Source organism: Amycolatopsis sp. cmx-4-54, from assembly GCF_046548895.1.
Taxonomy (GTDB): domain Bacteria; phylum Actinomycetota; class Actinomycetes; order Mycobacteriales; family Pseudonocardiaceae; genus Amycolatopsis.
Genome location: NZ_JAEBEJ010000005.1, coordinates 634,825 through 656,792 on the forward strand (window position 1 = coordinate 634,825; position 21,968 = coordinate 656,792).

At 68.2% G+C, this 21,968-nt stretch carries 23 protein-coding genes; 14 read left to right on the plus strand and 9 right to left on the minus strand.

What is annotated here, in order from left to right; genetic code table 11:
• Positions 1-30: 30 nt before the first annotated feature.
• Together ACLJQ7_RS20200 and ACLJQ7_RS20205 are read left to right on the plus strand one after the other, a co-directional pair.
• Positions 31-3,396, plus strand: a complete 3,366-nt coding sequence (locus ACLJQ7_RS20200) for a hypothetical protein (RefSeq protein WP_410649728.1) — start codon at positions 31-33, stop codon at positions 3,394-3,396.
• A 56-nt stretch (positions 3,397-3,452) separates the two neighbouring features.
• Positions 3,453-4,118: a DNA alkylation repair protein gene (locus tag ACLJQ7_RS20205; protein ID WP_410649729.1), complete on the plus strand. Its 666-nt coding sequence runs from the start codon at positions 3,453-3,455 to the stop codon at positions 4,116-4,118.
• 165 nt (positions 4,119-4,283) lie between these two features.
• On the opposite strand, the gene ACLJQ7_RS20210 is transcribed toward ACLJQ7_RS20205, so the two are convergent.
• On the minus strand, positions 4,284-4,667 hold the full coding sequence (locus ACLJQ7_RS20210) for a nuclear transport factor 2 family protein (protein WP_410649730.1): 384 nt from the start codon (positions 4,665-4,667) through the stop codon (positions 4,284-4,286).
• 111 nt (positions 4,668-4,778) lie between these two features.
• On the opposite strand from ACLJQ7_RS20210, the gene ACLJQ7_RS20215 reads away from it, so the two are divergent.
• The 5 genes from ACLJQ7_RS20215 (at position 4,779) to ACLJQ7_RS20235 (ending at position 7,942) form a co-directional block, all read left to right on the plus strand.
• Entirely contained in the window at positions 4,779-5,348 is a 570-nt protein-coding gene (locus ACLJQ7_RS20215) for a PadR family transcriptional regulator (RefSeq protein ID WP_410649731.1), read from the plus strand.
• The gene (locus ACLJQ7_RS20220; RefSeq protein WP_410649732.1) at positions 5,341-5,763 is read left to right on the plus strand and encodes a VOC family protein; all 423 of its coding nucleotides are present in this window, start codon (positions 5,341-5,343) and stop codon (positions 5,761-5,763) included. The genes ACLJQ7_RS20215 and ACLJQ7_RS20220 overlap by 8 nt, the downstream gene beginning before the upstream one ends.
• Positions 5,764-5,905: 142 nt before the next feature.
• A complete protein-coding gene (locus ACLJQ7_RS20225; RefSeq protein ID WP_410649733.1) occupies positions 5,906-6,460 on the plus strand; it encodes a cysteine hydrolase family protein in 555 nt (184 codons plus the stop codon).
• Between the two features lie 61 nt (positions 6,461-6,521).
• Positions 6,522-7,508 carry an aldo/keto reductase gene (locus ACLJQ7_RS20230; RefSeq protein WP_410649734.1) on the plus strand — a complete coding sequence of 329 codons (987 nt, stop codon included), beginning with the start codon at positions 6,522-6,524 and terminating at the stop codon, positions 7,506-7,508.
• Positions 7,508-7,942 (plus strand): VOC family protein, encoded by a 435-nt coding sequence (locus ACLJQ7_RS20235; protein WP_410649735.1) that lies wholly within the window; start codon positions 7,508-7,510, stop codon positions 7,940-7,942. Before ACLJQ7_RS20230 ends, ACLJQ7_RS20235 begins: the two co-directional genes overlap by 1 nt.
• A 13-nt stretch (positions 7,943-7,955) precedes the next feature.
• Here the strand turns inward: ACLJQ7_RS20235 and ACLJQ7_RS20240 are convergent, their stop codons facing one another.
• On the minus strand, positions 7,956-8,531 hold the full coding sequence (locus ACLJQ7_RS20240) for a hypothetical protein (RefSeq protein WP_410649736.1): 576 nt from the start codon (positions 8,529-8,531) through the stop codon (positions 7,956-7,958).
• A 174-nt stretch (positions 8,532-8,705) separates the two neighbouring features.
• The gene (locus ACLJQ7_RS20245) at positions 8,706-11,015 is read right to left on the minus strand and encodes a PQQ-dependent sugar dehydrogenase (protein WP_410649737.1); all 2,310 of its coding nucleotides are present in this window, start codon (positions 11,013-11,015) and stop codon (positions 8,706-8,708) included.
• 492 nt (positions 11,016-11,507) lie between these two features.
• Here ACLJQ7_RS20245 and ACLJQ7_RS20250 point away from each other — a divergent pair, with 492 nt between their 5' ends.
• Positions 11,508-11,636, plus strand: coding sequence for a hypothetical protein (locus tag ACLJQ7_RS20250; RefSeq protein ID WP_410649738.1), 129 nt, complete (start codon positions 11,508-11,510; stop codon positions 11,634-11,636).
• On the opposite strand, the gene ACLJQ7_RS20255 is transcribed toward ACLJQ7_RS20250, so the two are convergent.
• Positions 11,627-12,262, minus strand: a complete 636-nt coding sequence (locus ACLJQ7_RS20255; protein WP_410649739.1) for a TetR/AcrR family transcriptional regulator — start codon at positions 12,260-12,262, stop codon at positions 11,627-11,629. The two genes, ACLJQ7_RS20250 and ACLJQ7_RS20255, sit on opposite strands and share 10 nt — an antisense overlap.
• A gap of 100 nt (positions 12,263-12,362) precedes the next feature.
• Between ACLJQ7_RS20255 and ACLJQ7_RS20260 the strand changes: the two genes are divergently transcribed.
• The gene (locus ACLJQ7_RS20260; RefSeq protein WP_410649740.1) at positions 12,363-13,805 is read left to right on the plus strand and encodes an MFS transporter; all 1,443 of its coding nucleotides are present in this window, start codon (positions 12,363-12,365) and stop codon (positions 13,803-13,805) included.
• 18 nt (positions 13,806-13,823) lie between these two features.
• Positions 13,824-15,011, plus strand: coding sequence for an FAD-dependent monooxygenase (locus tag ACLJQ7_RS20265; RefSeq protein WP_410649741.1), 1,188 nt, complete (start codon positions 13,824-13,826; stop codon positions 15,009-15,011).
• A 394-nt stretch (positions 15,012-15,405) separates the two neighbouring features.
• On the opposite strand, the gene ACLJQ7_RS20270 is transcribed toward ACLJQ7_RS20265, so the two are convergent.
• The 3 genes from ACLJQ7_RS20270 to ACLJQ7_RS20280 all read right to left on the minus strand — a co-directional run bounded on the left by ACLJQ7_RS20270 (position 15,406) and on the right by ACLJQ7_RS20280 (position 17,773).
• Positions 15,406-16,659, minus strand: coding sequence for a DUF222 domain-containing protein (locus tag ACLJQ7_RS20270; RefSeq protein ID WP_410649742.1), 1,254 nt, complete (start codon positions 16,657-16,659; stop codon positions 15,406-15,408).
• Between the two features lie 192 nt (positions 16,660-16,851).
• Entirely contained in the window at positions 16,852-17,265 is a 414-nt protein-coding gene (locus tag ACLJQ7_RS20275; protein WP_410649743.1) for a hypothetical protein, read from the minus strand.
• A 76-nt stretch (positions 17,266-17,341) separates the two neighbouring features.
• A complete protein-coding gene (locus tag ACLJQ7_RS20280) occupies positions 17,342-17,773 on the minus strand; it encodes a PPOX class F420-dependent oxidoreductase (RefSeq protein WP_410649744.1) in 432 nt (143 codons plus the stop codon).
• 156 nt (positions 17,774-17,929) lie between these two features.
• Here ACLJQ7_RS20280 and ACLJQ7_RS20285 point away from each other — a divergent pair, with 156 nt between their 5' ends.
• Complete coding sequence (locus ACLJQ7_RS20285; protein ID WP_410649745.1) at positions 17,930-18,706, plus strand: endonuclease I family protein; 777 nt, start codon at positions 17,930-17,932, stop codon at positions 18,704-18,706.
• A 136-nt stretch (positions 18,707-18,842) separates the two neighbouring features.
• Here ACLJQ7_RS20285 and ACLJQ7_RS20290 read toward each other — a convergent pair whose 3' ends face one another.
• Both ACLJQ7_RS20290 and ACLJQ7_RS20295 read right to left on the minus strand, forming a co-directional pair.
• A complete protein-coding gene (locus tag ACLJQ7_RS20290) occupies positions 18,843-19,340 on the minus strand; it encodes a GNAT family N-acetyltransferase (protein ID WP_410649746.1) in 498 nt (165 codons plus the stop codon).
• A 36-nt stretch (positions 19,341-19,376) separates the two neighbouring features.
• Complete coding sequence (locus ACLJQ7_RS20295; RefSeq protein ID WP_410649747.1) at positions 19,377-20,189, minus strand: dienelactone hydrolase family protein; 813 nt, start codon at positions 20,187-20,189, stop codon at positions 19,377-19,379.
• A 72-nt stretch (positions 20,190-20,261) separates the two neighbouring features.
• On the opposite strand from ACLJQ7_RS20295, the gene ACLJQ7_RS20300 reads away from it, so the two are divergent.
• Genes ACLJQ7_RS20300 through ACLJQ7_RS20310 form a run of 3 tightly spaced genes read left to right on the plus strand, consistent with a single transcriptional unit; the run spans position 20,262 to position 21,967 of the window.
• The gene (locus tag ACLJQ7_RS20300; protein ID WP_410649748.1) at positions 20,262-21,233 is read left to right on the plus strand and encodes a GlxA family transcriptional regulator; all 972 of its coding nucleotides are present in this window, start codon (positions 20,262-20,264) and stop codon (positions 21,231-21,233) included.
• A 54-nt stretch (positions 21,234-21,287) separates the two neighbouring features.
• The gene (locus ACLJQ7_RS20305) at positions 21,288-21,614 is read left to right on the plus strand and encodes a PadR family transcriptional regulator (protein WP_410649749.1); all 327 of its coding nucleotides are present in this window, start codon (positions 21,288-21,290) and stop codon (positions 21,612-21,614) included.
• Positions 21,611-21,967, plus strand: a complete 357-nt coding sequence (locus tag ACLJQ7_RS20310) for a DUF1048 domain-containing protein (RefSeq protein ID WP_410649750.1) — start codon at positions 21,611-21,613, stop codon at positions 21,965-21,967. Before ACLJQ7_RS20305 ends, ACLJQ7_RS20310 begins: the two co-directional genes overlap by 4 nt.
• The last annotated feature ends 1 nt before the right edge of the window (position 21,968 follow it).

Below are 21,968 nucleotides of genomic sequence, written 5' to 3' on the forward strand. Positions count from 1 at the left end.
AACTGTGCTCGCTGGAAAGGATTTCGCATCATGGCAGGAATCTTCATCACCGCCCGGGAAGGTGACGGTCTCGGCCGGAGTCTCGGTCACGTGTTCGGGAAGGACCGGATCGTCCGGTCCGGCGGCTCCGCGTCCGTCCTGGTGGTGCCGATCGGCGCCGAGGGACTGGACGACGGGGTCCGGGAGGAGATCACCGAGGCGCTGCGCCTCGGGAAGAAGATCGTTCCGGTCCTTATCGACGACGCCGCGATGCCCGGGGAGATCGCCGGGCTCGCTCGCCCGCGGTACCGGCGACTCGGCAGGCACACGGCGGAACAGGACATCGCGGGCCTGATCACCGAACTGACCCGCGTCGCGCCGGAGCTGGGCATCGGTGTCGTCCAGGGGCTCGAAGACCTGGCGGAGTGGCTCGAATCCTGGCGGAACGAGACACGGCCCGTTCTGCCCGAGGAACTCCCGGTGCTCGGCCGGGCCCGCGAAGTGGACCGGCTTTGCGCTTGGCTGGACGCCGCGCCGTCGGTCCTGCCTGTCTACGCCGGCAGCCGGACCGAAGCCGCGGCGTTCGTCGCGACCGCGGTGGCGGCCCAGCGGCCGGGCCTGCGCGCGGTCCGGGTGTCCAGCGCGGAGGGCTGGCGTCATTGCCGCGATCTGGAGGGACCTTTCGTCGCGGTGGTGGACGGCGTCGAGGTGGGGGAGGACACCGGTGGCGGCCATGTCGTCGTCGTGCGGAGAACGCCGGACCGGAACGGTGCAGATCTCCTGGAGCTGCCCGGTATTCCCCGTGACGAGGCGGCGGAGGTGTTCGCCGCGGCGGGGATCCCGCCCGCCGATGCGACCGCCTACGCGGACGTCGTCCGGCTGAGTCTTGGCGCCCTGCGCCGAAAGCTGGCCGTCGCCGGTGATCTCCCGAAATGGGTGAACCCGCTGGAGCGCGATCTCGCCGCGCCGCTCCTGCTGATCGGCCGGTGGTCGGCCGGATCGCGGCACGATCTGGACGAGATCGCCGCGATCGCCGGGCGGGAGATCGACGAGCTCACCCGCTTCTTCGCCAGGTCCGAGGCCGGCGACGATCCGCTGCTCGCCCGGTCGGGCGACACGGTGCGGCTGGCCGATCCGCACGATGCCTGGGCGCTCCTCCACGGCAGGCTCGGCGCGCAGGAGCTGCGGCGCTGGCACGAGGAAGCCGTCAAGGTGCTCACCGAGCGGGAGCCTGGGCGGAAGTGGTCGGCGGAACTGCGGCACGGGCTGGCGCGGAGCGCGGCGCTCCTGGCGTCCGAAGGGGAGACGACACTGCCGGGCGGACTCGCGTGCGCCGACCATGCCACGCGCTTCGTCCGCGAAGTGCTCGGTCAAGCCAACGACGACGCGGACGGGGTGCTCTGGCGGTCGCTCGCGGACGTGCTGCCCTTGCTCGCGGAAGCCGCTCCTCACGAGTTCCTCGGCGCCGTCGATCACGCGCTGACCAGCGACCCGTCACCGCTGAGCGGCAGTTCCGACGGTCTGATCGCGGCGCTGGAGACGGTCAGCCGGTCCGACGACGCGTTGCCGATGGTGGTCTCGCTGCTGGCCGAGCTGACGCGGCCCGGCCGCGAGGCGGGCGACCAGCCGCTCGAATCCCTGATCACCCTGGTGCAGCCGTGGTACCCGTATCTCGACCTGCCCACCGGTCAGCGGACCGAACTGGTCAAGGCGATCGGCCGCAGGTCGCCCGAAACGGGCTGGCGGCTGGCGCTCGCTTTGCTGCGCGGCCCGCGCGGACACCTTCTCGCGAACCCGAAGTGGCCGCAGGTCCGTCTCGAATGGACGGTCCCGGTGCCGCCGGTCGCCGTCACCGACGGGCCGGAATTCGAAGACGAGCTGGTGGCCTTGGCGCTGTCGGCCCTGGCGGAACGGCCTCATCGGTGGTGCGAGTTCTTCGAGCGGCTGCCCGAGCTGAACACCGCCCAGTGGGATCGCGTCGTGGAAGCGTTCACGAGGCTGGACGCCGAACGTCTCTCGGCGGACGAACGTCTCCGCCTGTGGGGCCTGCTCACCGGGGTGATCGCCGAGCACCGTCACCACGACGGCGCCGGCTGGACGCTGCCGGAGGAACTGCTGCAGTGGCTGGAATCCTGCGCCGAAATGGTCGAGCCCGCGGTCAACCCGGGGCGGCACGGCCTGCTGTTCGGCCGGAATCCGTACCTGGACGGCGGTGAATCCCTCGACCCGGACGCGCGTGACGCCGAGATCGAGCGTCTTCGCCGCGACGCCGTCAGTGGTGTCCTGCGCGAACACGGTGCCGCCGGGCTGAGCGCCCTCGCCGCCGAGAGCGCTCTGCCCCGGCTGGTCGGGGTGGTCGCGGCCCAGGTCGCCGCGGACGACCTCCAGGAAGACGCGCTCGCGGAGCTCGGGCGCGAGGATTGGGCGGCGGGCTGGGCGGGCGAGATGGCGCGGTCCCAGGGCGAAGAGTGGCGGCACGGGGTAGCGACGCAGCTCAAGGAACAGGACAGGCTGGTCGACTACCTCCTCGCCATTCCGGTGGACCACGCGCCCGCGCTCTTCGAAGCCGCGGACGACGCGGTCCTCGAGGGCTACTGGACGCACGTCGCCCCGTGGCCGCTGCCCGAAGGCCAGGAATCGTTCTTCGTCACGCGACTCGCGCGGTGCCGGCCGTGGGCCGCGGTCAAGGCACTCGCACTGGCCGTGCGCGCCGCCGAACCGCCGTCCTTGCCGGTGTCCCTGGTCGAGGACGTGCTGCTCCAGGCATCCTCCGACGGGGTCGAGGCACCCGACCGCAAGGCCGTGGCGAACGTAGGGCCGCTGCTGGACCACCTCGCCGAGGCAGGCGGTTCGGACGTCGCGGTCGCGCGGCTGGAACTGCGGTTCCACGCGGCGCTCAAACACCACCGGAAACCACGAAGCCTTCAGCGGATCCTCGCCGAGGACCCCGGCGCGTTCGTCGATCTCTGCACCCGGATCCAGCCCGCGGACGACGGCGCGCCGAGCGTGGAACTGGTCGGCGCGTGGCTGACGATCTTCGAGACGCGCACCATGCCGGGCGCCACCGACGCCGGTCTCGACGGTGCCGCGCTCAAGGACTGGGTTTCGCGGGCCCGCGCGGAGTTCGCCGAACGCGGCCGGGCGGGGTTCGGCGATCGGGCGATCGGCACCCTGCTGGCGAGCGGTTCCCCCGTTCCCGATGGTGGATGGCCACCGGAGCCGGTCCGGGACGTCCTGGACGTCGCCGACGGCGGGTACCTCCGGGAAGGCTTCGCCACCGGTCTGACCGTCCAGGACGGGGATTCGGGGGAGCTCGCGCAGCGGCATCGTGGCTGCGCGCGGCGGATCAACGTCGGCTGGCCGCGGGTGGCCGCGCTCCTGCGTGAGCACGCCGACGACCTGGCACGACGCGGTTGACGGCGCGGCGCCCGGGTGGAGGGGCACTTCACCCGGGCGCCTCGTAGGCTGGCCAGGTGACCGGGACGACGACGGCCGAGGTGATGGCCGAACTGGCGGCGCTCGAGGACCCGCGCGTACGGCAGGTGAACGAGAAACACGGCGACGACCACGGGGTGAACCTCGGCAAGCTGCGCGCGCTCGCGAAGCGGCTGAAAACCCAGCAGGAGCTCGCGCGCGAGCTGTGGGAAACGGGCGACACGGCGGCGAAACTGCTCGCGCTCCTGATCTGTCGGCCGAAGGCGTTCGACCGCGAGGAACTGGATCGCATGGTGCGCGAGGCGCGTACCCCGAAGGTGCACGATTGGCTCGTGAACTACGTGGTCAAGAAGAACCCGCACGCCGAAGAGCTGCGCCTGGCGTGGTCCGCCGATCCGGACCCCGTGGTCGCGAGCGCCGGCTGGGCCCTGACCACCGAACGCGTGGCGAAGAAGCCCGAGGGTCTCGACCTCACCCGCCTGCTCGACGTCATCGAAGCGGAGATGAAGGCCGCGCCGGAGCGCCTGCAATGGGCGATGAACCACTGCCTGGCGCAGATCGGGATCGAGCACGCGGAGCACCGTGCCCGGGCGATCGCCATCGGGGAGCGCCTCGAGGTGCTCAAGGACTATCCGACCCCGCCGAACTGCACGTCGCCGTTCGCGCCCGTCTGGATCGCCGAGATGGTGCGACGGCAGGTGTGACGCGCGGGGTAAGGCGTCTCGTGGTGCGAGCGCTGCCTCGGGTCGTGAGTGGCAATGGTCGTTCCAACGCTCATTTTCACTCACGACCCCCGCGCGAGAAGTCGCAAAGTGTCCCTGGTGGACAAATGGTGCGACGGCAGGCGTGACGCGCCGGTATCGGGTGCCTCAGCCGAGCGCGTCCGCCTTGATGGCCTCGAACTGGGCGCCCATCCGCGCCGCGAGCGCTTCGGCCGCCCGCAACGGCCTGACCATCACCTTGAAGTCGGTGATCTTGCCGTCCGCGTCGAAGGTCAGGAGGTCGCAGCCGTTGATCTCCAGCCCGTCGACGGTCGCTTCGAACTCGTACACGTGGTGCGCGCCGTCCTGGATCTCGCGGACGTAGCGGAAGTCCTCGAACACGCGCAGCACACCACGCAGGATCGCCGCGGTGATCGCCTTCCCCTGGTAGGGCTTGAACGCCACCGGACTGGTGAAGACCACGTCGTCGGCGAGCAACGCCTCGATCGCGGCGGCGTCCTTCGCTTCGACCGCTTCACGGAACGTGGGCATCGCGATCTCCTCATAGTCAACTTGTTGAGTAGATGACGCGAGCGTAGGTGATCACCGCGCCACCTGTCCAATCAACTTTGCGACTAGTCCGCACGGCACTATCATCGCGCCATGGCGCTGCGGAACGCGATCCTCGCGACGCTCCTGGACGGCGAGTTCTCGGGCTACGACCTGGCGAAGAGTTTCAACGCGTCGGTCGCCAACTTCTGGACCGCGACACCGCAGCAGCTCTACCGTGAACTGGACAAAATGGAGTCGCAGGGCCTGGTGGCGGCGCGAGTCGTCGAACAGCGACGGCGCCCCACCAAGCGGCTATTCTCCTTGACCGACGCGGGTGCGGCCGAACTCGCCGAATTCACCACCCGGGCGCCGAAACCGACCGCGATCCGCGACGAACTGCTGGTCCAGGTCCAGGCCCTCGAAGCAGGCGACGACAAGGAGGTCCGGCGCGCCGTCGCGGACAGGATGGCCATCGCCGAGACGAAACTCAAACGCTTCGAGCGCCTTCGTGAGCGTCTGCTCGGCGAATCCGCCGAAGTGGAGTTCCTCGCCACCGCTCCCCGTGTCGGGCCGTATCTCACCCTCGCCCGCGGGATCGCGTTCGAACAGGAGAACATTCGTTGGTGTGAAAAGGTTCTCGCGGTGCTCGATAGACGCGATGGAGATGATCGGCATGGTTGAGCGGAAAACGGGTCCGAAGTTCCGTCAGGTGGTGCTGGACTGCACGGACGTCCGTGGGCTGGCGGAGTTCTACCGGCGGCTGCTGGTGTGGGAGTACCGGCCCGGCGACGAACCGCCCCGGGACGGCGCCGACGACAAGGACTGGCTGGTCCTGCGGAATCCGGACGGCGGGGCACAACTCGCGTTCCAGGAGGTCGACCGGCTGGAAGAGGCGAGCTGGCCGGACGCCGAACCGGTGCCCCAGCAACTGCACCTCGACCTGACCGTGGACTCGGTCGAGGACCTCGACGCGCAGCACGCCCGCGTCCTCGAATTCGGCGGTCGGCTCCGGTACGACCGCAGCGAAGACCCCGAAGAACCCTTGCGTGTCTACGCGGATCCGGCAGGGCACCCGTTCTGCATCTTCGTCGCCTGAACGCGCTCAGGCACGGCAAAGCAGCGGCCGGTCGCAGGCGGCCCCTGACGGCACAGGCGGCTCAGCCGAGTACGACCCGGTACGAGGCCGAACCGCCAGGAACGCGGCCCGTTGTATACGGGCGATCGGGTAGCTTCCGTTCATGACCACCGCGCTGATCATCGGTGACCTCCAGCGAGGTATCACGGGCAACTACCCGTTCACCGGAACAGTCCTGCCGCCGATCAAGAATCTGCTGCCGCGTGCGCGTGCGGCCGGGGCACTCGTCGTGTTCGTCCACTTCGCACTCCGTGGCAACGGGGCCGACCTGCCGCCCGGGAACGAGCTGTTCAAGACGTTCCACGGCGCGGGGAACACCTTCCACGAGGGTTCGGCCGGGACGGAGCTCGATCTGCCGGTCGCCGACGAGGACGTGGTCGTGCTGAAACGCCGTGCCAGCGCGTTCGCCGGCACCGATCTCGACCTGGTGCTCCGCGCCAGGGGCGTCGACACGGTCGCGATCGCCGGAGTCGCGACCAGCGCCATGGTGGCCGCGACGGCCTACGACGCGGCGGACCGCGGCTATCACGTGACCGTGCTGCGCGACGGTTGCGCCGACGGCGATCCGGAAATGCACGGCTTCTTCGTCGACAAGGTGTTCCCGAGCAGGGGCTTCGAGGTCGTGCCGTGCGCGGAGTGGCTCGCCGGCGGCGAATAAATCGCGGGACGGGATCGCCCGGATGTGGCACCGTGGTCGCCGGGCCGATCAAGGGGGGCGGATGGAGACGAGCCGACTCGGGCGCACCGCTGTCGAGGTGACGCGGCTGGGGTTCGGCGGCGGGCCGCTCGGCGGATTGTTCGCGCCGCTGGACGACGAGACCGCGGCGGGGGCACTGGCCGCGGCCTGGGACGGCGGGATCCGCTATTACGACACGTCACCGCATTACGGGATCGGGCATTCCGAACGCCGTATCGGCGAGTTCCTGCGCTCGCGGCCGCGTGCTTCCTTCGTCCTGTCGACGAAGGTCGGCCGCCTGCTGGTTCCCCAGGATCCGGCCGGGCGAAGGGATCCAGAGGGCTTCCACGTCCCCGCGACGCACCGCCGGGTACGCGACTTCACGCGCGACGGGATCCGGCGCGGCGTCGAGGATTCCCTGCAGCGGATGGGCCTGGACCGGATCGACGTGCTGTACCTGCACGACGCCGAGGAGTTCTTCGACGACGCGCTGCGTGACGGCTACCCGGCCCTCGCGGAGCTGCGGTCGGAAGGGATCGTCGGCGCGATCGGCGCGGGCATGTACGACACGGCCCTGCTGACCACTTTGGTCGAGGAGACCGATGTCGACGTGATCATGCAGTCCGGCCGCCACACGTTGCTCGACCACAGCGCGCTCGACACCTTCCTGCCCGCGTGCGAGAAGCGCGGTGTGTCGGTGATCGCGGCGTCGGTCTTCAACTCCGGGCTGCTCGCCGTGCCGAGGCCTGTCGCGGGAGCGCACTTCGACTACGAGACCGCCACCCCGGAAGTCGTGGAGCGGGCGAACCGGATCGCCGACGTGTGCGAGGCGCACGGCGTGACGCTTCCCCAAGCCGCCATGGCCTTCCCGCTCCAGCACCCGGCCGTCGCCGGCATCGCGGTCGGGATGCGGTCCGCCGAAGAGGTCCGACGCAACGTGAAGTCCTTCGCTGCGGAGGTGCCCGCGCAGTTCTGGGCCGATCTGCGCGCCGCGGGTTTGATCGGTTCGACAGCGACTAGGGTGGTCTAATGGTGTCGGTGAAACAGGTCCAGGTCACTTTCGACTGCGCGAAACCCGAACGCCTCGCCCGTTTCTGGTGCGAGGTGCTGGGGTATGTCGTGCCGTCGCCGCCGGAGGGGTTCGCCACCTGGGACGACTACACCCGCACGCTGCCGTCCGAGAAGCAGGACGCCGGCTTCGTCTGCAGCGACCCCACCGGCGTGGGCCCGCGGCTGTACTTCCAGCGTGTCCCCGAAGGCAAGGTCGTCAAGAACCGCGTGCATCTGTGCGTGCGGGCGGGTACCGGGCTCGCCGGTGAAGAGCGTCTCGCCGCCCTCCAGGCCGAACGCACCCGTCTGGAGGCGCTCGGCGCGGTCTGCGAGCGGGTCATGCTCGCCGACGAGGAGAACGAGTCGTGCATCGTGATGCAGGACATCGAGGGCAACGAGTTCTGTCTCGACTGACGGGTCGTGATCATCACGCGTCGCGAATGCTGAACGTCGTGATGCAGAAGGCGCCGTCCTCCGTGCGATCCGCGATCACGGTGCCCCTGGCGGACCGTCCTTTGACGACTCCGGCGACGTCGGCCAAGACGAACTTGGCCGTCCCGCCGGTGTTCGTCAGTTGAACGTGCGAACCCAGCGGGAGAAGAGAATCGATCTTGTCGTCCATGAACCTCTTCTGCGCCTCGCAAGCGAGCGCGATCGCCGCCGGTTTGTCCCCTGCGGCGATCTTGGAGAGGAAGTCCGCGATCACCTGAATGCCCTTTTCCGGCGGTGGAGCCGGGCGCCTGGTTATGGTGATCCGCTGGCGGCTCGGACGGCCGACCCTGGTGCTGGTCGGGCTTTCCGTGGTGCTCGTGGGTGACGAGCTGCTGAGCGGGGCGGGCAGCGAGATCCCGGGCCCTTTGCGGAGCAGGAAACCGGGCGTGGCGAAACCGGTGACACAGAAGGCGACGAGCGCGATCACCGCGACCAGGATCCCGATGGCCACACTGGGTTTGACGGTCGACGCCGGGGTGCTCTGCTGGTCGGGAAAGCCTGGGTAGCTCATCGGATTCACCTTTCGTGCGGATCTGGATCGGCGATCCGACGAGGTGTTCCCGGAGTGGGTTCCGATCCTTTCGAGGGTCTTACGGTTGTCGTGAAAGGTGTTCCGTGACAAAGGAAAGCGTGCTGCGGCGGGTTCGCGTGACCGGAGGGACGCCACGCGAACCCGCCGTGGACCTCAGCAGGGTTGCAGCAGCCAGCAGAGCCGGTACTTCGCCTGGTAGGTCGTGGACGTACCCGGCGCGATGATGTTCTGCGTCCGCGCGCCGCCGTGCGCCCACCCGGTGAAGGCGTACTTCATGTTGAGCGGTGGCAGGTTCTGCGGGCTGTCCGCGCTGATCGAGTTGGTGGATCCGGCGATCACCGTCCGGGAGAACGGCGTGCGCTGCTGCGTACCGCCGACGGTGAGCATCGCCTGACTGGGATTGGAGGTGAAGTTCAGCGACACCGTCTTCGGCTGGAGGTCGACCGTCTTGCTGCCGGTCCGCCCGGTCGAGTCGGTCGCGGTGAGGGTCAGCTGCAGGTACGACGGGTAGTCGTGGTCCGGTGCGACGAACGAGCCCGCCGCGACGCCCGGGAAGTCCTGGACGTTGTGCGTATGGCAGGTGCCGTTGGTCGCGCAGTGCCGGATCGCGAACCGCCACGTGAGCGCCGACGCCGGGAGCTGTCCGTCCTGGGCGTCGACGGCGCGGCCGGAGAAGGACACGTTCTGGCCGACGGACCAGGTCAGCGTGCCTGCCGGGCTGTCGATGACCGGCACCGGGTCGAGGCCCTCCGGGTTGCCGACGGTCACCCGCACGTTCGTGGTCGCGCTCGCGCCGTGGGAGTCCGTCACCCGCAGTCCGGCATCGACGGCGGCTGCCGCGGTGTAGGTCCAGGTGGGGGCGGAGGCCGACGAGTCGTCGTACGCGCCGTCCGCGTCGAGGTCCCAGGCGTAGGCGAGGGTGTCCCCGGCGTCCGGGTCGGTGGAGGACGTGCCGTCGAACCGCACGGTCAGCGGCGCCGGCCCGCTCGTCGGATTCGCCGTTGCCACCGCGGAAGGCGGCCGGTTGGTGCCACCGGGATGGCTCACGCGACGGAGTTCGCCGCTGCCCAGCGCGACGTAGAACAGGTCACCGCCCGGTCCGGTGAGCACCTGCACCGGGACGTTGACGCCGGTCACGAACGGCACGAGACGGCTCGGGCTTGGCTGGCCGTCGACGGTTTGCATGGCCCAGATGCACCCACGGGACGAGTCGGAGAAGAACAGCGCGCCGGAGTACTCGGCGGGGTAGTTGCTGCCGGATTCGAAGGCGATGCCGCTGATCGACGAACCTCCGGTGGGGCAGGGGTCGCTCGCCACCACCTTGGCGCGGTGGTTGTAGGCGTAGTACGGGGCGGAGTGCCCACCAGAGGAGTACAGGGACTCGCAGCGGTCGAGGTTCGCTCCGTCGTAGCCGGCTTGCCTGGCGTTGCCTTCGAAACAAGGCCAGCCGAAGTTCTCCGCCACGCCGTCACCGACGTCGGCGACGCGGTTGATCTCCTCCCAGGTGTCCCAGCCGACGTCACCCGCCCAGAGCTCGCCGGTGCCCGGCCGGAAACCGAACCGGAACTGGTTCCGCGCACCGTAGGCGATCACGCGCCGGGCGTTGGCGTCGGCGCTGTTCGCGAAGGGGTTGCCGGAGACGCCTTCACCGGTGTCCGGGTCGATGCGCAACACCGTTCCGTTGAGCAGGATCGGCTGCCCGGCAGGGCGCCGCGGTGACTGTGAACGCAGCGCGCCGCCCTCGGCGTTCGGCGGGGCGAGGTTCGTCCCGGCAGGCGAGGGCGGATCGGCGCACGGGTTCCCGACCTGGCCGTAATCGGCGAAGGTGAAGCTGGCGCCGTCACCGCCGCCCGCGTACAGGGCACCGTCCGGACCGAAGGCGAGCGCACCGACCGAGTGGCTGGGGTACTGCTGGCACCACCCCGTGACCAGGGGTTTTTCGCTGACAGCCGTGCCGGCCGGACCCATCGTCAGCTGGGAGACCCGGCCCGTCACGACGCAACCCTTGTCCGTGGCACCGGGCGGCGTCGGGCAGGTGTCGCCCCACCGCGGCGCGGTCCCGCCGGGCTCCGCGTCGAGGGTGTACGAGACGTAGACGTACGGCCTGGCGGGAAAAGCGGGGTCGACGGCGAGCCCGAGCAGGCCGCGATCCCAGAAATCCTGTGTCTGGGTGCGCAGGTCGGCGAACACCGTCGCCGTCGGGTCGGCGAGCGAGTCGAAGACCTTGACCAGGCCGCTCTTCTCGGCGACGAACACCCGGCCGTCCGGTGCGAACGCGGTGGCGGTCGGCGAGCTGAGCCCGCCGATCGCCACCGTGTCGGTGAACCCGGCGGGTACGGCGGCTTCGGCGGGTGCGACGGTGACGAGACCGACCGCGAGCGCGCCGACCAGCGGGCCGACCACGCCCACCGCCAGTGCGCGCCGTGATCTTCGGGGGAACGGGAAACGACGGGAACTCGGCATATGAACTCCTCTGCGCGGGGACCGGCCGGAACAAGACGGCTCTCCGGTATGCCGCGAGAAAGCCGAAAGTTGTTACGCGTCTGCGGGAAACACGCACAACTTCGCGGTCTTCGTGACGGTCATGCCCTCGGTCCGTAACACCGAGCTGGCATACGGCGATTCACCCGTTCGGAATAAGAGCGCGTCGAGGTCTCCCTTCGGCGGGCCTCGGAGCAGTGGCGCCGGCTGTCCGGCCCGGTCTGGTATCTCCCGGTCGCCGTGACGTTCGTCGCCGGATCGCTGCTTCCGGCGGTGCAGAGCCACGGCACGCAGTTCGGCGGGATGTCGAACCGTCCGTACGACCCCCTGGCCGTGGTGGGATCGCTCTTCAACGCGTCCCGCTCGTGGTGTGCGCCCCCGGTAACTTGCACTGGTGTCGCTCGGTTTCGCCATCGACCAGTTCGGGGCTACCACTCGGTCGCGGGTACGGCGCTGCCGATTGCCCTCGGTTACGTGAGCTTCTATCTCGCGCTCGTGCTGGCGTGGGGGATCGGGATGTGGCTGCGGTCCAGCCGGGTCGCGGAGGAGGAACGACGGCTCCGCGTGGCCGAGGAGACGCGGACGGCCGAACGTCAGCGATAGGCGCGCAGGAACACGTCCACCCCGTCGGCGAGGATCTCGAGCACCTCCGGTTCGCCCACCGCGCCCGTCTCGTCCTCATCGGTCATGTCGAGGACCAGGCGCATGGTCAGGGCGACGAAGTGCTGCATGGCGCGTCGCGGGTCGGTCAGCCGGAGCTTGCCGTCCGCCGCGAACTTCGCGAACCGTTCCTCCATCATCCGTTCGGGTTCGTCGCGGGCCGCTTCCGGCAGTCGTGGCGCCGCCGGGGCCTGGGAGCTCAACCGCCGGAACGTCCCGTAGCCCGAAGTCGGGAACATCCCCGTCGTCACCCGCCGCGCGAAACCGAGCAAGGCGTCACGGATGTCGCGGTCGTCGGTGAGTTCTTCGTCGATCGCGGTGCGCACGTTCGCGACCACGGCGTCGTTGGCGCGGCCGAGCACGCCGCGGAAGAGGGTCTGCTTGTCGCCGAAGTGGTCGTAGACGGTGCGTTTGGACACTCCGGCCCGCGCCGAGATCGCGTCGACGCTGGTGAGTTCGTAGCCGTCCGTTATGAACAACGCCTCGGCGGCGTCGAGGATCGCCGCTCGTTTGGCCTCGGCCTGCAGCCGACGGCCCGGTGTCCGTGCGGTCGCTCTCGGGGTCGCCATCTTCTCATCGTATTCTCAGCTGTAGAACACTGCACCGTGTAGTGTAGTTTTTGAGGCGGGGGGATCCGCCTTTCCCTGAATCCCGCACAAGGAGTCCTTCATGCAGGAGAGCAGGATCGGCGCAGGACCGCACACAAGATGGAACGGACGGCTCATCGGCCTCGTGGCGGTGCTGGTGCTCGTCAACTTCATGGTCGACACGGCCATCACCGCACCGCTGCTCGTCCTTCCGGAGATGCTCGACCATTTCGGCACCGATCAGACGGCCTGGATCAACGCCAGCGCGATGCTGGCGGGCGTGATGTGGGCGCCGTTGCTCGGCAAGAGCGCCGACGTGTACGGCAAACGCAAGGTGCTCGTGCTGACCTTGCTGCTCAGTTGCGTGGGCGCCCTCATCTGCGCGGTCGCACCCAGCCTTTGGGTCTTCGTACCCGGACGCCTGCTGCAAGGAGCGGCCGTGGCCGCCCTGTTCCTTTCCGTCGCGATCGTCCGCGAGATCTGCGCACCCCGGATCGCGATGATCGTGGTGGGCATCGTGACCTCCGGGTCCGCGGTGCTCAACATCGGTTCCCGTTTCCTCACCGAGAAACTGGCTGCTGAGTTCGGATTCCAGATTCTGTTCGTCGTATCGGCCGTCGTCGCGATCGCGATGGCGATCTGCGTCCGCGTCGTCATTCCCGAATCCGTGCTCAAGACCCCGGGCAGGATCGACGTCGGAGGCGCGCTGCTCCTCGGCGGTGGCCTCGGCGGGGTTCTCGGCTACGTCAGCCTCGGCTCGGAGTTCGGCTGGCTCGCCCTCGGCCCCCTGGCCCTGCTCGCCGGTGGTGTCGCGGCCTTGTCCCGGTGGTTCCTCGTTTCGAGCCGGAAGCCCGATTCGCTGATCGACATCCGGCATATCGGCGCGCCTCTGGCGCTCACGTTGCTCGTGCTCGTACTCAGCACCGGTTCGTACCAGAGCATGCTCCAGCTCATTCCGCTGGTCAGCGACGTCTCGGCGGCCCAGGGACTCGGGTACGGCCTGGCGGGCCAGGGCACGCTGGCCCTGCTCCTCGCGGCACCGGGTATCGGCGTCATGATCGGCGGTCCGGTGGCCGGGGTGCTCGCCACCCGCGTCGGGCCGGCGATGACGCTGGCCGGCGGAATCGCGCACGGAACCGTGGGAACAGTCGGGATGTTCCTCGGTGTCTCGCAGTTCCCCGTCGCGGTGTTCTTCGCATTCCTGCTGGGATTCACGGTCGGCGTGCTGGGGACCTCCGGCTTCAACCTGGCGGGTGGACTCGCGCCGGCCGAACGGCAGGGCATCGTCTCCAGCCTCGTCATGGTCGTGGTGGCGATCGGATCGGTGGTGCTGGACTTCGTGGGCGCCGCGGTGCTCAAGTCGACCGCCGTGTCCGTCGGCGGCGAGACGGTGAATTCGGGAACGGGCGTCTTCACCTACATCACCATCGCGTCCGTCGCCTTCGCGATCGCCGCGGTCCTCGTCGTCATGCTGGTGCGAAAGTCGCGCTCCAGCGCCAAAACGCCGTCACTGGCGACCCTCTGACGGAATCGGAGAAGGGAAATGAACATCGTGAAAGGCACTGTTCTGGTCTCTGGGGCGAGCATCGCCGGCCCCGCCGTCGCGTTCTGGCTGCGACGTCACGGCTTTTCCGTCACGGTGGTGGAAAAGGCGGGCGGGCTACGCGGCGGCGGATACCCGATCGACGTCCGCGGCACCGCCTTGGAGGTGGCCCGCCGCATGGGAATCCTTCCGCAACTTCAAGAAGCGCATATCGAAACACGTTCGCTGACCTTCCTCGGCACCGACGGAGGTGAGGTGGCGTCGGTCCATCCGGAGACAGTGACCGGCGGTGTCGAAGGACACGACGTCGAGGTCCGGCGCGGCGATCTGGCGGAAGTCCTGTACGGAGCAACACGCGACGACGTGGAGTACGTCTTCGGCGACTCGATCGACACGCTCAGCGAGCACGAGAACGGTGTCGATGTCACCTTCCGGAGTGGAGCGCGGCGCGGCTTCGACCTGGTGGTGGGAGCCGACGGCCTGCACTCTCGCACCAGGGAACTCGTTTTCGGTCCCGAGCAGCACTACCGCCGCTATCTGGGCTATTGCTTCGCCGGCTTCACCATGCCCAACGAATTCGGTCTGTCGCGGGAAGGTGTGCTCTGGAACGCGCCCGGTCGAGGAGCGGCGCTGTACGCGGTCGAGGACGAGCTCCACGGTTTCCTGGTCGCCGCCCGCCCCGAACCGCCGTACGAGACCCTCCGCGATCCCCAAGCGTGGCGCGACCTGATCGCGACGACCTTCGCCCGCGACGGCTGGGAAATCCCGGCCATGATCAGCGCCATGCGCGACGCGGACGACCTGTTCTTCGACACCGTCAGCCAGATCCACCTGCCACGCTGGTCCCATGGCCGGGTCGGGTTGGTCGGCGACGCCGCCCACGCGCCGTCGTTCCTGACGGGACAGGGCTCGAGCCTCGCGCTCGTCGGTGCCTACATGCTGGCGAGGTCGCTGGCCACCACCGGGGCTTTCGACGCCTACGAAAGCGAGACGCGGGAATTCGTCGAACTGAACCAGGCGCAGGTCGGCGTGGGCGACGCGGCACTCTTCCCGGTCACCGCCGAAGCCCTCGCGCGGCGGGACGACCGGCTCCGCGGGCTGTCCACCTCGGCGCCGGAAACCGGGCGACCGGCGCACACCGCGCTCGTTCTGCCTGACCCCGTCGTTGCGTATCAGGGCATGGATTGAGCTTCATGGTGGGCGGGTCTCGGTGTGGGATGAACTCCGGTAACTTGCCGAGCGCGTGAAGGCCCCCTTCCCTCGGCTAAGCCGAGGGAAGGGGGCCTTCACGCACTTCAAACGGGCAAGATCACGCTGAGGCATTGTGCTGAAGGAAGAATCGGCGTGTAGTGAAGGGCTCCTTCACTACCCTCTGGGTAGGCAAGGAGGCCTTCACGGAGCGGGCATGTCGAGGGACTGGCGGGCCCTCGTGGATCTCGGTATTGGTGGGACGGACTCCGGCGACCCATTTCAGCTGAGGGAACTTGACCTTCATGTACGTCGTGTCGTGCTGAAGGGGAGAATCGGGACGTGGGCATGCCGAGGGGCCCGTCGCCGGTGTGGCTGGCGGGCTCCTCGGGGTTCAGACGTGGTGGAGGGTGTTGCGGCGGGGTTGTCGGAGCGGATCCCGGTATTGGGGTGGGATGAATTCCGGTAGCCCGTCGGCGGCCATGCGGACTTCCCAATCACCATGATGGATCAATCGGTGGTGGAATCCGCACAGCAGCACCAGATTGCGGAGATCCGTGGGACCACCGTCTGCCCAGTGGTGAATGTGATGGGCGTGGCAATTCTTTGGTTTCCGGTGGCAGCCGGGGAAGGCGCAGCCTCCGTCGCGGATGTTGAGGGCACGACGTTGGCCCGGGGTGACGAACCGCCGCAGCCGCCCCACGTCGAGGGGTTCCCCGGCGGCGCTCATCACGACCGGCAGCATGAGGCAGTCACAAGCAGCCAACCTGGCTTCGCGGGCGGTCATCGTCCCGACGAAATCCAGGCAGGCGATGCCAAGGCCGGTTTTGAGTTCGTCGAGTCCGATGGTGACATGCACCAGGGTCCGGTAGCCACTGGTACCAGGCTGATCCGGGCACGCGATCGCGAGGTCGAGGATGTCGACCCAGGCATCCCCCATGCGCTCACACTTCATCCGCAGATCCGCTTGGCCGAACTCGTCCACCGGGCGGGGCTGGGCATACGCCTCCAGTGCGGCGGCGGTGCGGGCACCGGTCTCGTCATCGAGGAGACCGGTCAGCTTCCAGAACCCGTCCTTACGCCGCTCCAGCGTGATTTCCCGGCGCGGCTCTTTGGGTTCCGGGTCTTTGGGTTCGTTGCCGTCGGGGTTCAGCAACCCGAGCAGGTTCTGTTCGGCGTCCGCGAGCTGCCGGGGACCAGCATCGCGGGCGAGGGTGGCGAGGATCTTCTCGGCATTGGCACGGTCCTCAGTTGAGGTGTCGGCCGGGAGCTTCTTCAAGAACTCCAGAATCTGATCGATCCGCTCATCCCCGACCAAACCTTCAGCGGCGACAGCCGCGGTCGCGGGCGCGACAGGCGGAACTTCGGTGCCGTCCAACGCGCGGGTCGGGTTCAACGCCAGCGCCCGATTCACCACAGGCTGAGCCTCACCACGCGACAGTCCCGCCACATCCGCGAACCAAGCAGCCGTCGACCCGTACCCGTACAAGTCTTTGACGCCCCGAGACTCGACCTCCGCCAAATACTGCCCCAACCCGACGGTAGCCATCCGAATCACCCGCAAAGACTGCTGCACGCCATGGGCAAGCTCCAGCTTGCCAGCGCGCCACAGTTCTTGCGGCAACTCGGGAAGGAATGTCTCGGACACCCCTCCATAATATCCCAAAACAATCGAACACGTGTTCTTAATTTTAAGCAACAAGCGAAACGCGCGAACAACACTGAAGAGTGAATCGGCCGCCGAGCTGAATCACCTTGAGCAAGCACCCGAAACCATCGCAATTGGTCGACTAATTGCGATAAGAGCCAACCGTCGGCGAAAAGGCTTACCGGACGCGGACTAGCGGGGCATGGTCGACAACTTCGGTGCCGCCGGGATCGAGTCGCGGTCGACGGAAAAGACGGCGAGGAAGTAGTTCGCCGTAGCGCAGTTCACGTTCTCCCCGCCGGTGAGATTCACGGTCAGCGTGTCGCCTTCGATGGTCAGTTCGGCGCCGTCCTCGGCGCATCCTGGCACGACGAAGGCGAAACCGCGCCGATCGGCAGACGGCGCGAACGCCAAGGCGGCACGGACTTCGTCCAGGTTCGAGGGCTTGGCGCGCTCCAGGGTTCGCTGGAACTCGGGTGCTCCCAGCTCCGCGGGCGCCAAGTCCGCCAGTCCGCCGTCCGAGCCGAGCGCCGTGAATGCCTCCAGCCTCGACTGTGCCGCGCCGGCGCCGACACCGCATCCCGTCACGACCAGTAGAAGGCACACCGCGATCCATCTCATGCGATGTGGACGTAGCGGACCGCCCTGCCGGTTGCGCCAGTGGTGTCTCGAAGTGGTCTCCCTACGGCTGCCGCCCGCGCCGGAACGGTTCGACGCCGACGACATGGCGAGAGCGGGTCGGCTCGACGAGGACCTTGACCCGTCGTTCTCCCGGGATCCGCCATTCGAAACGGTCGGTTCCGACGTACTTCTTCGCCAGCCGGTCCATGCACCGATCCGCTTCTTCGCCTTCGACGAACTCGACGACCCGGCCGTGGATGACGACCCGGTCGTAGGGATTCTCGTTGTCCAGGCAGGAGAACGAGACGCGTGGCTCGCGGCGCAGGTTCTCTTCCTTCACCCGGCCGACGGCGGTGTTGAACACGATGTGGTCACCTTCGAGGTCGATCCACATGGCGGAAACCTGGGGAGAACCGTCCTGGTTCACCGTGGCCAGGTGCCAGAACCTCGGTGCCGCGACCCAGCCGCGGATCTGTTCGCTCAACTCGGCCACGCGGTCCTCCAGTGAGTCGGGACGACGATTGTCGCACCAGGCGTTACCCCTTGACACTCATGACAGTATTTTTCCAACTGTACGACTAGTGCGTTGCCGGGGTTGGGCAGAGCAGGCGACGATCCTGACCGGCGCCTCTGGGGAGAGGAGCTGTCCATGCGGCCAGCCCGCCGAATCTCTGTCGTCCTCGCGCTCGGCGTCACGGCGGGGATCGCCTTCGCGTCGTCGGCTCTCGCGGGTCGGTCCGGTGACAACTATTACCAAGACGCGCTGGGCAAGACCGGGCCCGAGCTCAAGGCGGCGTTGCACACGATCATCAGCACCGACACCAAGCTGACGTACGAACAGGTGTGGGACGGGATCAGGGCCACCGACGAGGATCCGGCCAACAAGGCGAACGTCGTACTGCTCTACAGCGGCCGCTCGCAGGCGAAGACGGCCAACGGCGGGGGAGTCGACGACTGGAACCGGGAACACGTCTGGGCCAAGTCGCACGGCGACTTGGGCACGGCGGTCGGGCCCGGTACGGACTTGCACCACCTGCGGGCGGAGGACGCGTCGGTCAACAGCACACGCGGGAACAAGGACTTCGACACCGGTGGTTCCCCGGTCGAGGAAGCGCCCGGCAGCTTGACCGATGACGACTCGTTCGAACCGCGCGACGCGGTCAAGGGCGACGTGGCCCGCATGATCCTGTACATGGGCGTCCGGTACGACGGCACCGACGGTTTCCCCGACCTCGAACCCAACGACGCCGTCGACAACGGATCCAAACCCAACATCGGGCGGGTCTCGGTCCTGCTGAGCTGGCACACCCAGGACCCGCCCGACGCCGCCGAGCAGCGCCGTAACCAGGTCATCCACGACCAGTTCCAGCACAACCGCAACCCGTTCATCGACCACCCGGAATGGGCGGCCTCGATCTACGGCTAGGCACTGCCGGTATGTCTGTTCGATGGGCTTCGTATTCCTGGCGGTTCGGTCTCGTACCGGTTTGTAATCGGCTGAGCCGCCCGTGCCGTCAGGGGCCGCCTGGGCGCGAAGACCGCGGACATGACTTGATCTACGGCTAGGCGATTCTCCGGACGAAGCAGACCCTGTCCTGTCCGGGACCGTCGTAGTCGCCGTGCACGGGAAGACCGTCGACCTCCCGATCCCCGGGTTCGAGGCTGAACCCCATGGCGCGATGAAAGGCGATGGACCCGGCGTTTCCCGGCGAGGTGATCGCACGGACTTCCGTGCGGCCCGCCTCCGCGGCGCGCTGGAAGAAGGTCGTGTACAGGCGGCGGGCCGTTCCCCGCCCGCGAAGTTCCGGGTCCACGCCAACGAAATGGATGTACGCCTGGACGTCGTCGTCGGGGGAGTGGAAGCCGACGAGGAACGCCCTGATTCCGGTTTCGTCCTCCAAGACCAGGCTCGTGCCGGAGAAGAACTGCAGGAACAGCTTGGGGAGCAGCAGGGAGAGTTCGCGGGACTGGGCGGGGGTGCGTGAGTCGCTCCACCACCGCTGGACGCGGTCGACGATCGCGCTGTGGTCGGAGACGTGGGCTCGGCGCGGCTCGGACATGGGTCCCCTCTCGGATGATCTTGGCGCCACACCGTTCTACCGTGTCGTCAGGCGATCGGCGAGGAAGGCGAGGATCTCGTCCCTGGCGCGCAGCGTGGGATGCCCGTCGGAGTCGACGAAGTGGGCGGTGACGACGCTGTGCGGCGTGCCGACCAGGTCACGGAAGAACGGGGGCGGGTCGGTGTTCGCGGCGCTGTCCGGCAGCACCCGTCCGTCGAAGGCGTCGCCGAGGAGGGCCCGGTAGGCGGCGAACCGCTGTCCGGTGCACCAGCGGTCGCCGTCGAAGCGGTAGGCGAGCACCTTGAGGCCGTCGCGCGCGATCCGGTCCCGGATCTCGTTCGCGTCCTCTTCGGTGAGTTCGAGCGCGCCCGGGTCGTCCAGCGGGAGCGAGGGGTGGTTGACCACGGGTGCGATGACGGCGGGTTCGAGCGCCATGGTGAGGGCGAAATTGCCGGTGAAGCACAGGCCGATCGCGCCGACCCCGGGACCGCCGCATTCGGCGTGGGCGATACGAGCGAGCCCTCGCAGCCACCGGGTGACGGGGCTGGTCCCGCCGCCGGCGAACGCCCGGAATTCGGCGCTGACACACGCGCGGCGCACCACTTCCTCGCCGGCCTCCGCGGTCGGATACGCGCCGTCGCGTCCGAAAAGCGAGGGGACGTAGACGGTGAAGCCGGCGTCTCGCACCCACCGCGCGAACCGAAGGACGTCAGGACTGATGCCGGGCATCTCCGGCATCAGCACCACGCCGGGCCCGGATCCCGCGACGTGCACCGTCTTCGTCGCGCCGTCCACCTCCACGAGCCGGTGTGCGAAGTCGGTGATGGGATCGTCCCGGTGTCCGTGCATGGCCAAAGCATCGACCGGCGCGGCCTTCGCGGGGATAGGCCGGATCGCCGGATATCGGGGTAATCTCGCCATATGCTGCGAGTGGGGGTTCTGGCCTACCCGGGTTGCTTCGCGTCCGAGGTGTTCGGTGTCCCCGATCTCCTCACGATGGCCACGCATGTCGCTGGCCCGGATCATGTCGGATACGAGGTTTCCGTCGTTTCCCCTCGTCGCCGGGTCGCGGTGTCGGGCGGTGTCGGGGTGGCCGTCTCGCCGCTGCGTGAAGTCGACGTCCTCGTCGTGCCGGGATTCGAGCTCACGCCGGGACAGGACATCGACGCGAAGATCGCGAACCTCGCGCCGGAGATCGAAGCGATCCGGTCGCACGCCGCCGCGGGCGACGTCGTCGTCTCGCTCTGTGTCGGCGCGTTCCTGCTGGCCGCGGCCGGACTGCTCGACCATCGCCGCGCCACCACCTCATGGCTCTTCGCCGACGAACTGGCTCAGCGTTGCCCCGAAACCGAAGTCCGGCCCGAGCGGCTCGTCGTCACCGACAGGGGAGTCACGACGACGGCGGCGTTCAGTGCCATGTACGACTTCGCCCTCGATTTGATCCGCGAGCACAGTGGCGCCGAAGTGGCACGGACGACGGCGCGGGTGGCGCTGGTCGACGACGCGCGGTCATCGCAGACGCCTTACGTCGACACGCGGCTCCTGCCGCGGCCGGGCAACGCGTTTTCCCGCCGGGTCATGCGCTGGCTGGACCAGAACCTCACCGTCCGATACGACCTCACCGCGCTCGCCGGACGTTTCAACGTCAGTACCCGGACGTTGCTGCGGAGGTTCGCGGAGGAGGCCGGACAGACGCCGCTCGAATACCTGCATTCCTCGCGCGTCCGGCGCGCCCGCCACCTCCTCGAAACGACGGATCGGACGGTCGCCGGAATCTGCGCGGCCGTCGGCTATCGGGACCCGGGGACGTTCGCCGCCCTCTTCGCGAAGCACACGGGACGGCGACCCGGTGACTATCGGGCCGCCTTCCGGCGTGCCCCTAGTACTCTGTGATACTTTGTACTGGTAGTCAGTGTCACTGAATACCAGGAGCCGAAGAGAGTCACGATGGACGGTCTGACCGAGATGCTGAAGGGCACGCTCGAGGGTTGTGTGCTGGAGATCGTCGGCGGCGAGGAGACCTACGGGTACGCCATCACGCGGCGGTTGAACGAGCTCGGCTTCACGGAAGTGGTCGAGGGGACGGTGTACACCATCCTGCTGCGGCTGGAGAAGAACGGGCTCGTCCAGGTGACGAAACGGCCGTCCGAGCAGGGACCGCCGCGGAAGTTCTACGCGCTCAACGATGCGGGGCGCGAGGAACTCACGAGGTTCTGGGCGAAGTGGGATTTCGTCACATCGCGGATCGACAAGCTCAAGGAGGGCGGGAAATGAAGTTCTGGGACACCATCACGGGCAGCGATCTCACCAGGGAATGGAAGGCCTTCGAAGTCCGGGTCGAGGCCTTGCCCGCCGATCATCGGGCGGCGTGGGAAGAGATCACCGGGCATCTTTCGTCCTATTCGGACTTCACCGGCAGGAACCTGATGCCGATTTTCGACGGCGCTCTGGGGCTGCTCGAGGAAACGGCCGCGGACGGGCAGAGCGTGCGCGAGGTGCTGGGTGACGACATCGAGGGCTTCTGCGCGGCACTGGCCGGAGGGGAGCGTGGCCGTGGCTATCGCGACCGCTGGCGCGAGCAGCTGAACAGGAACGTCGCCAGGAAACTGAAGCAGCTGGGAGGCTGAC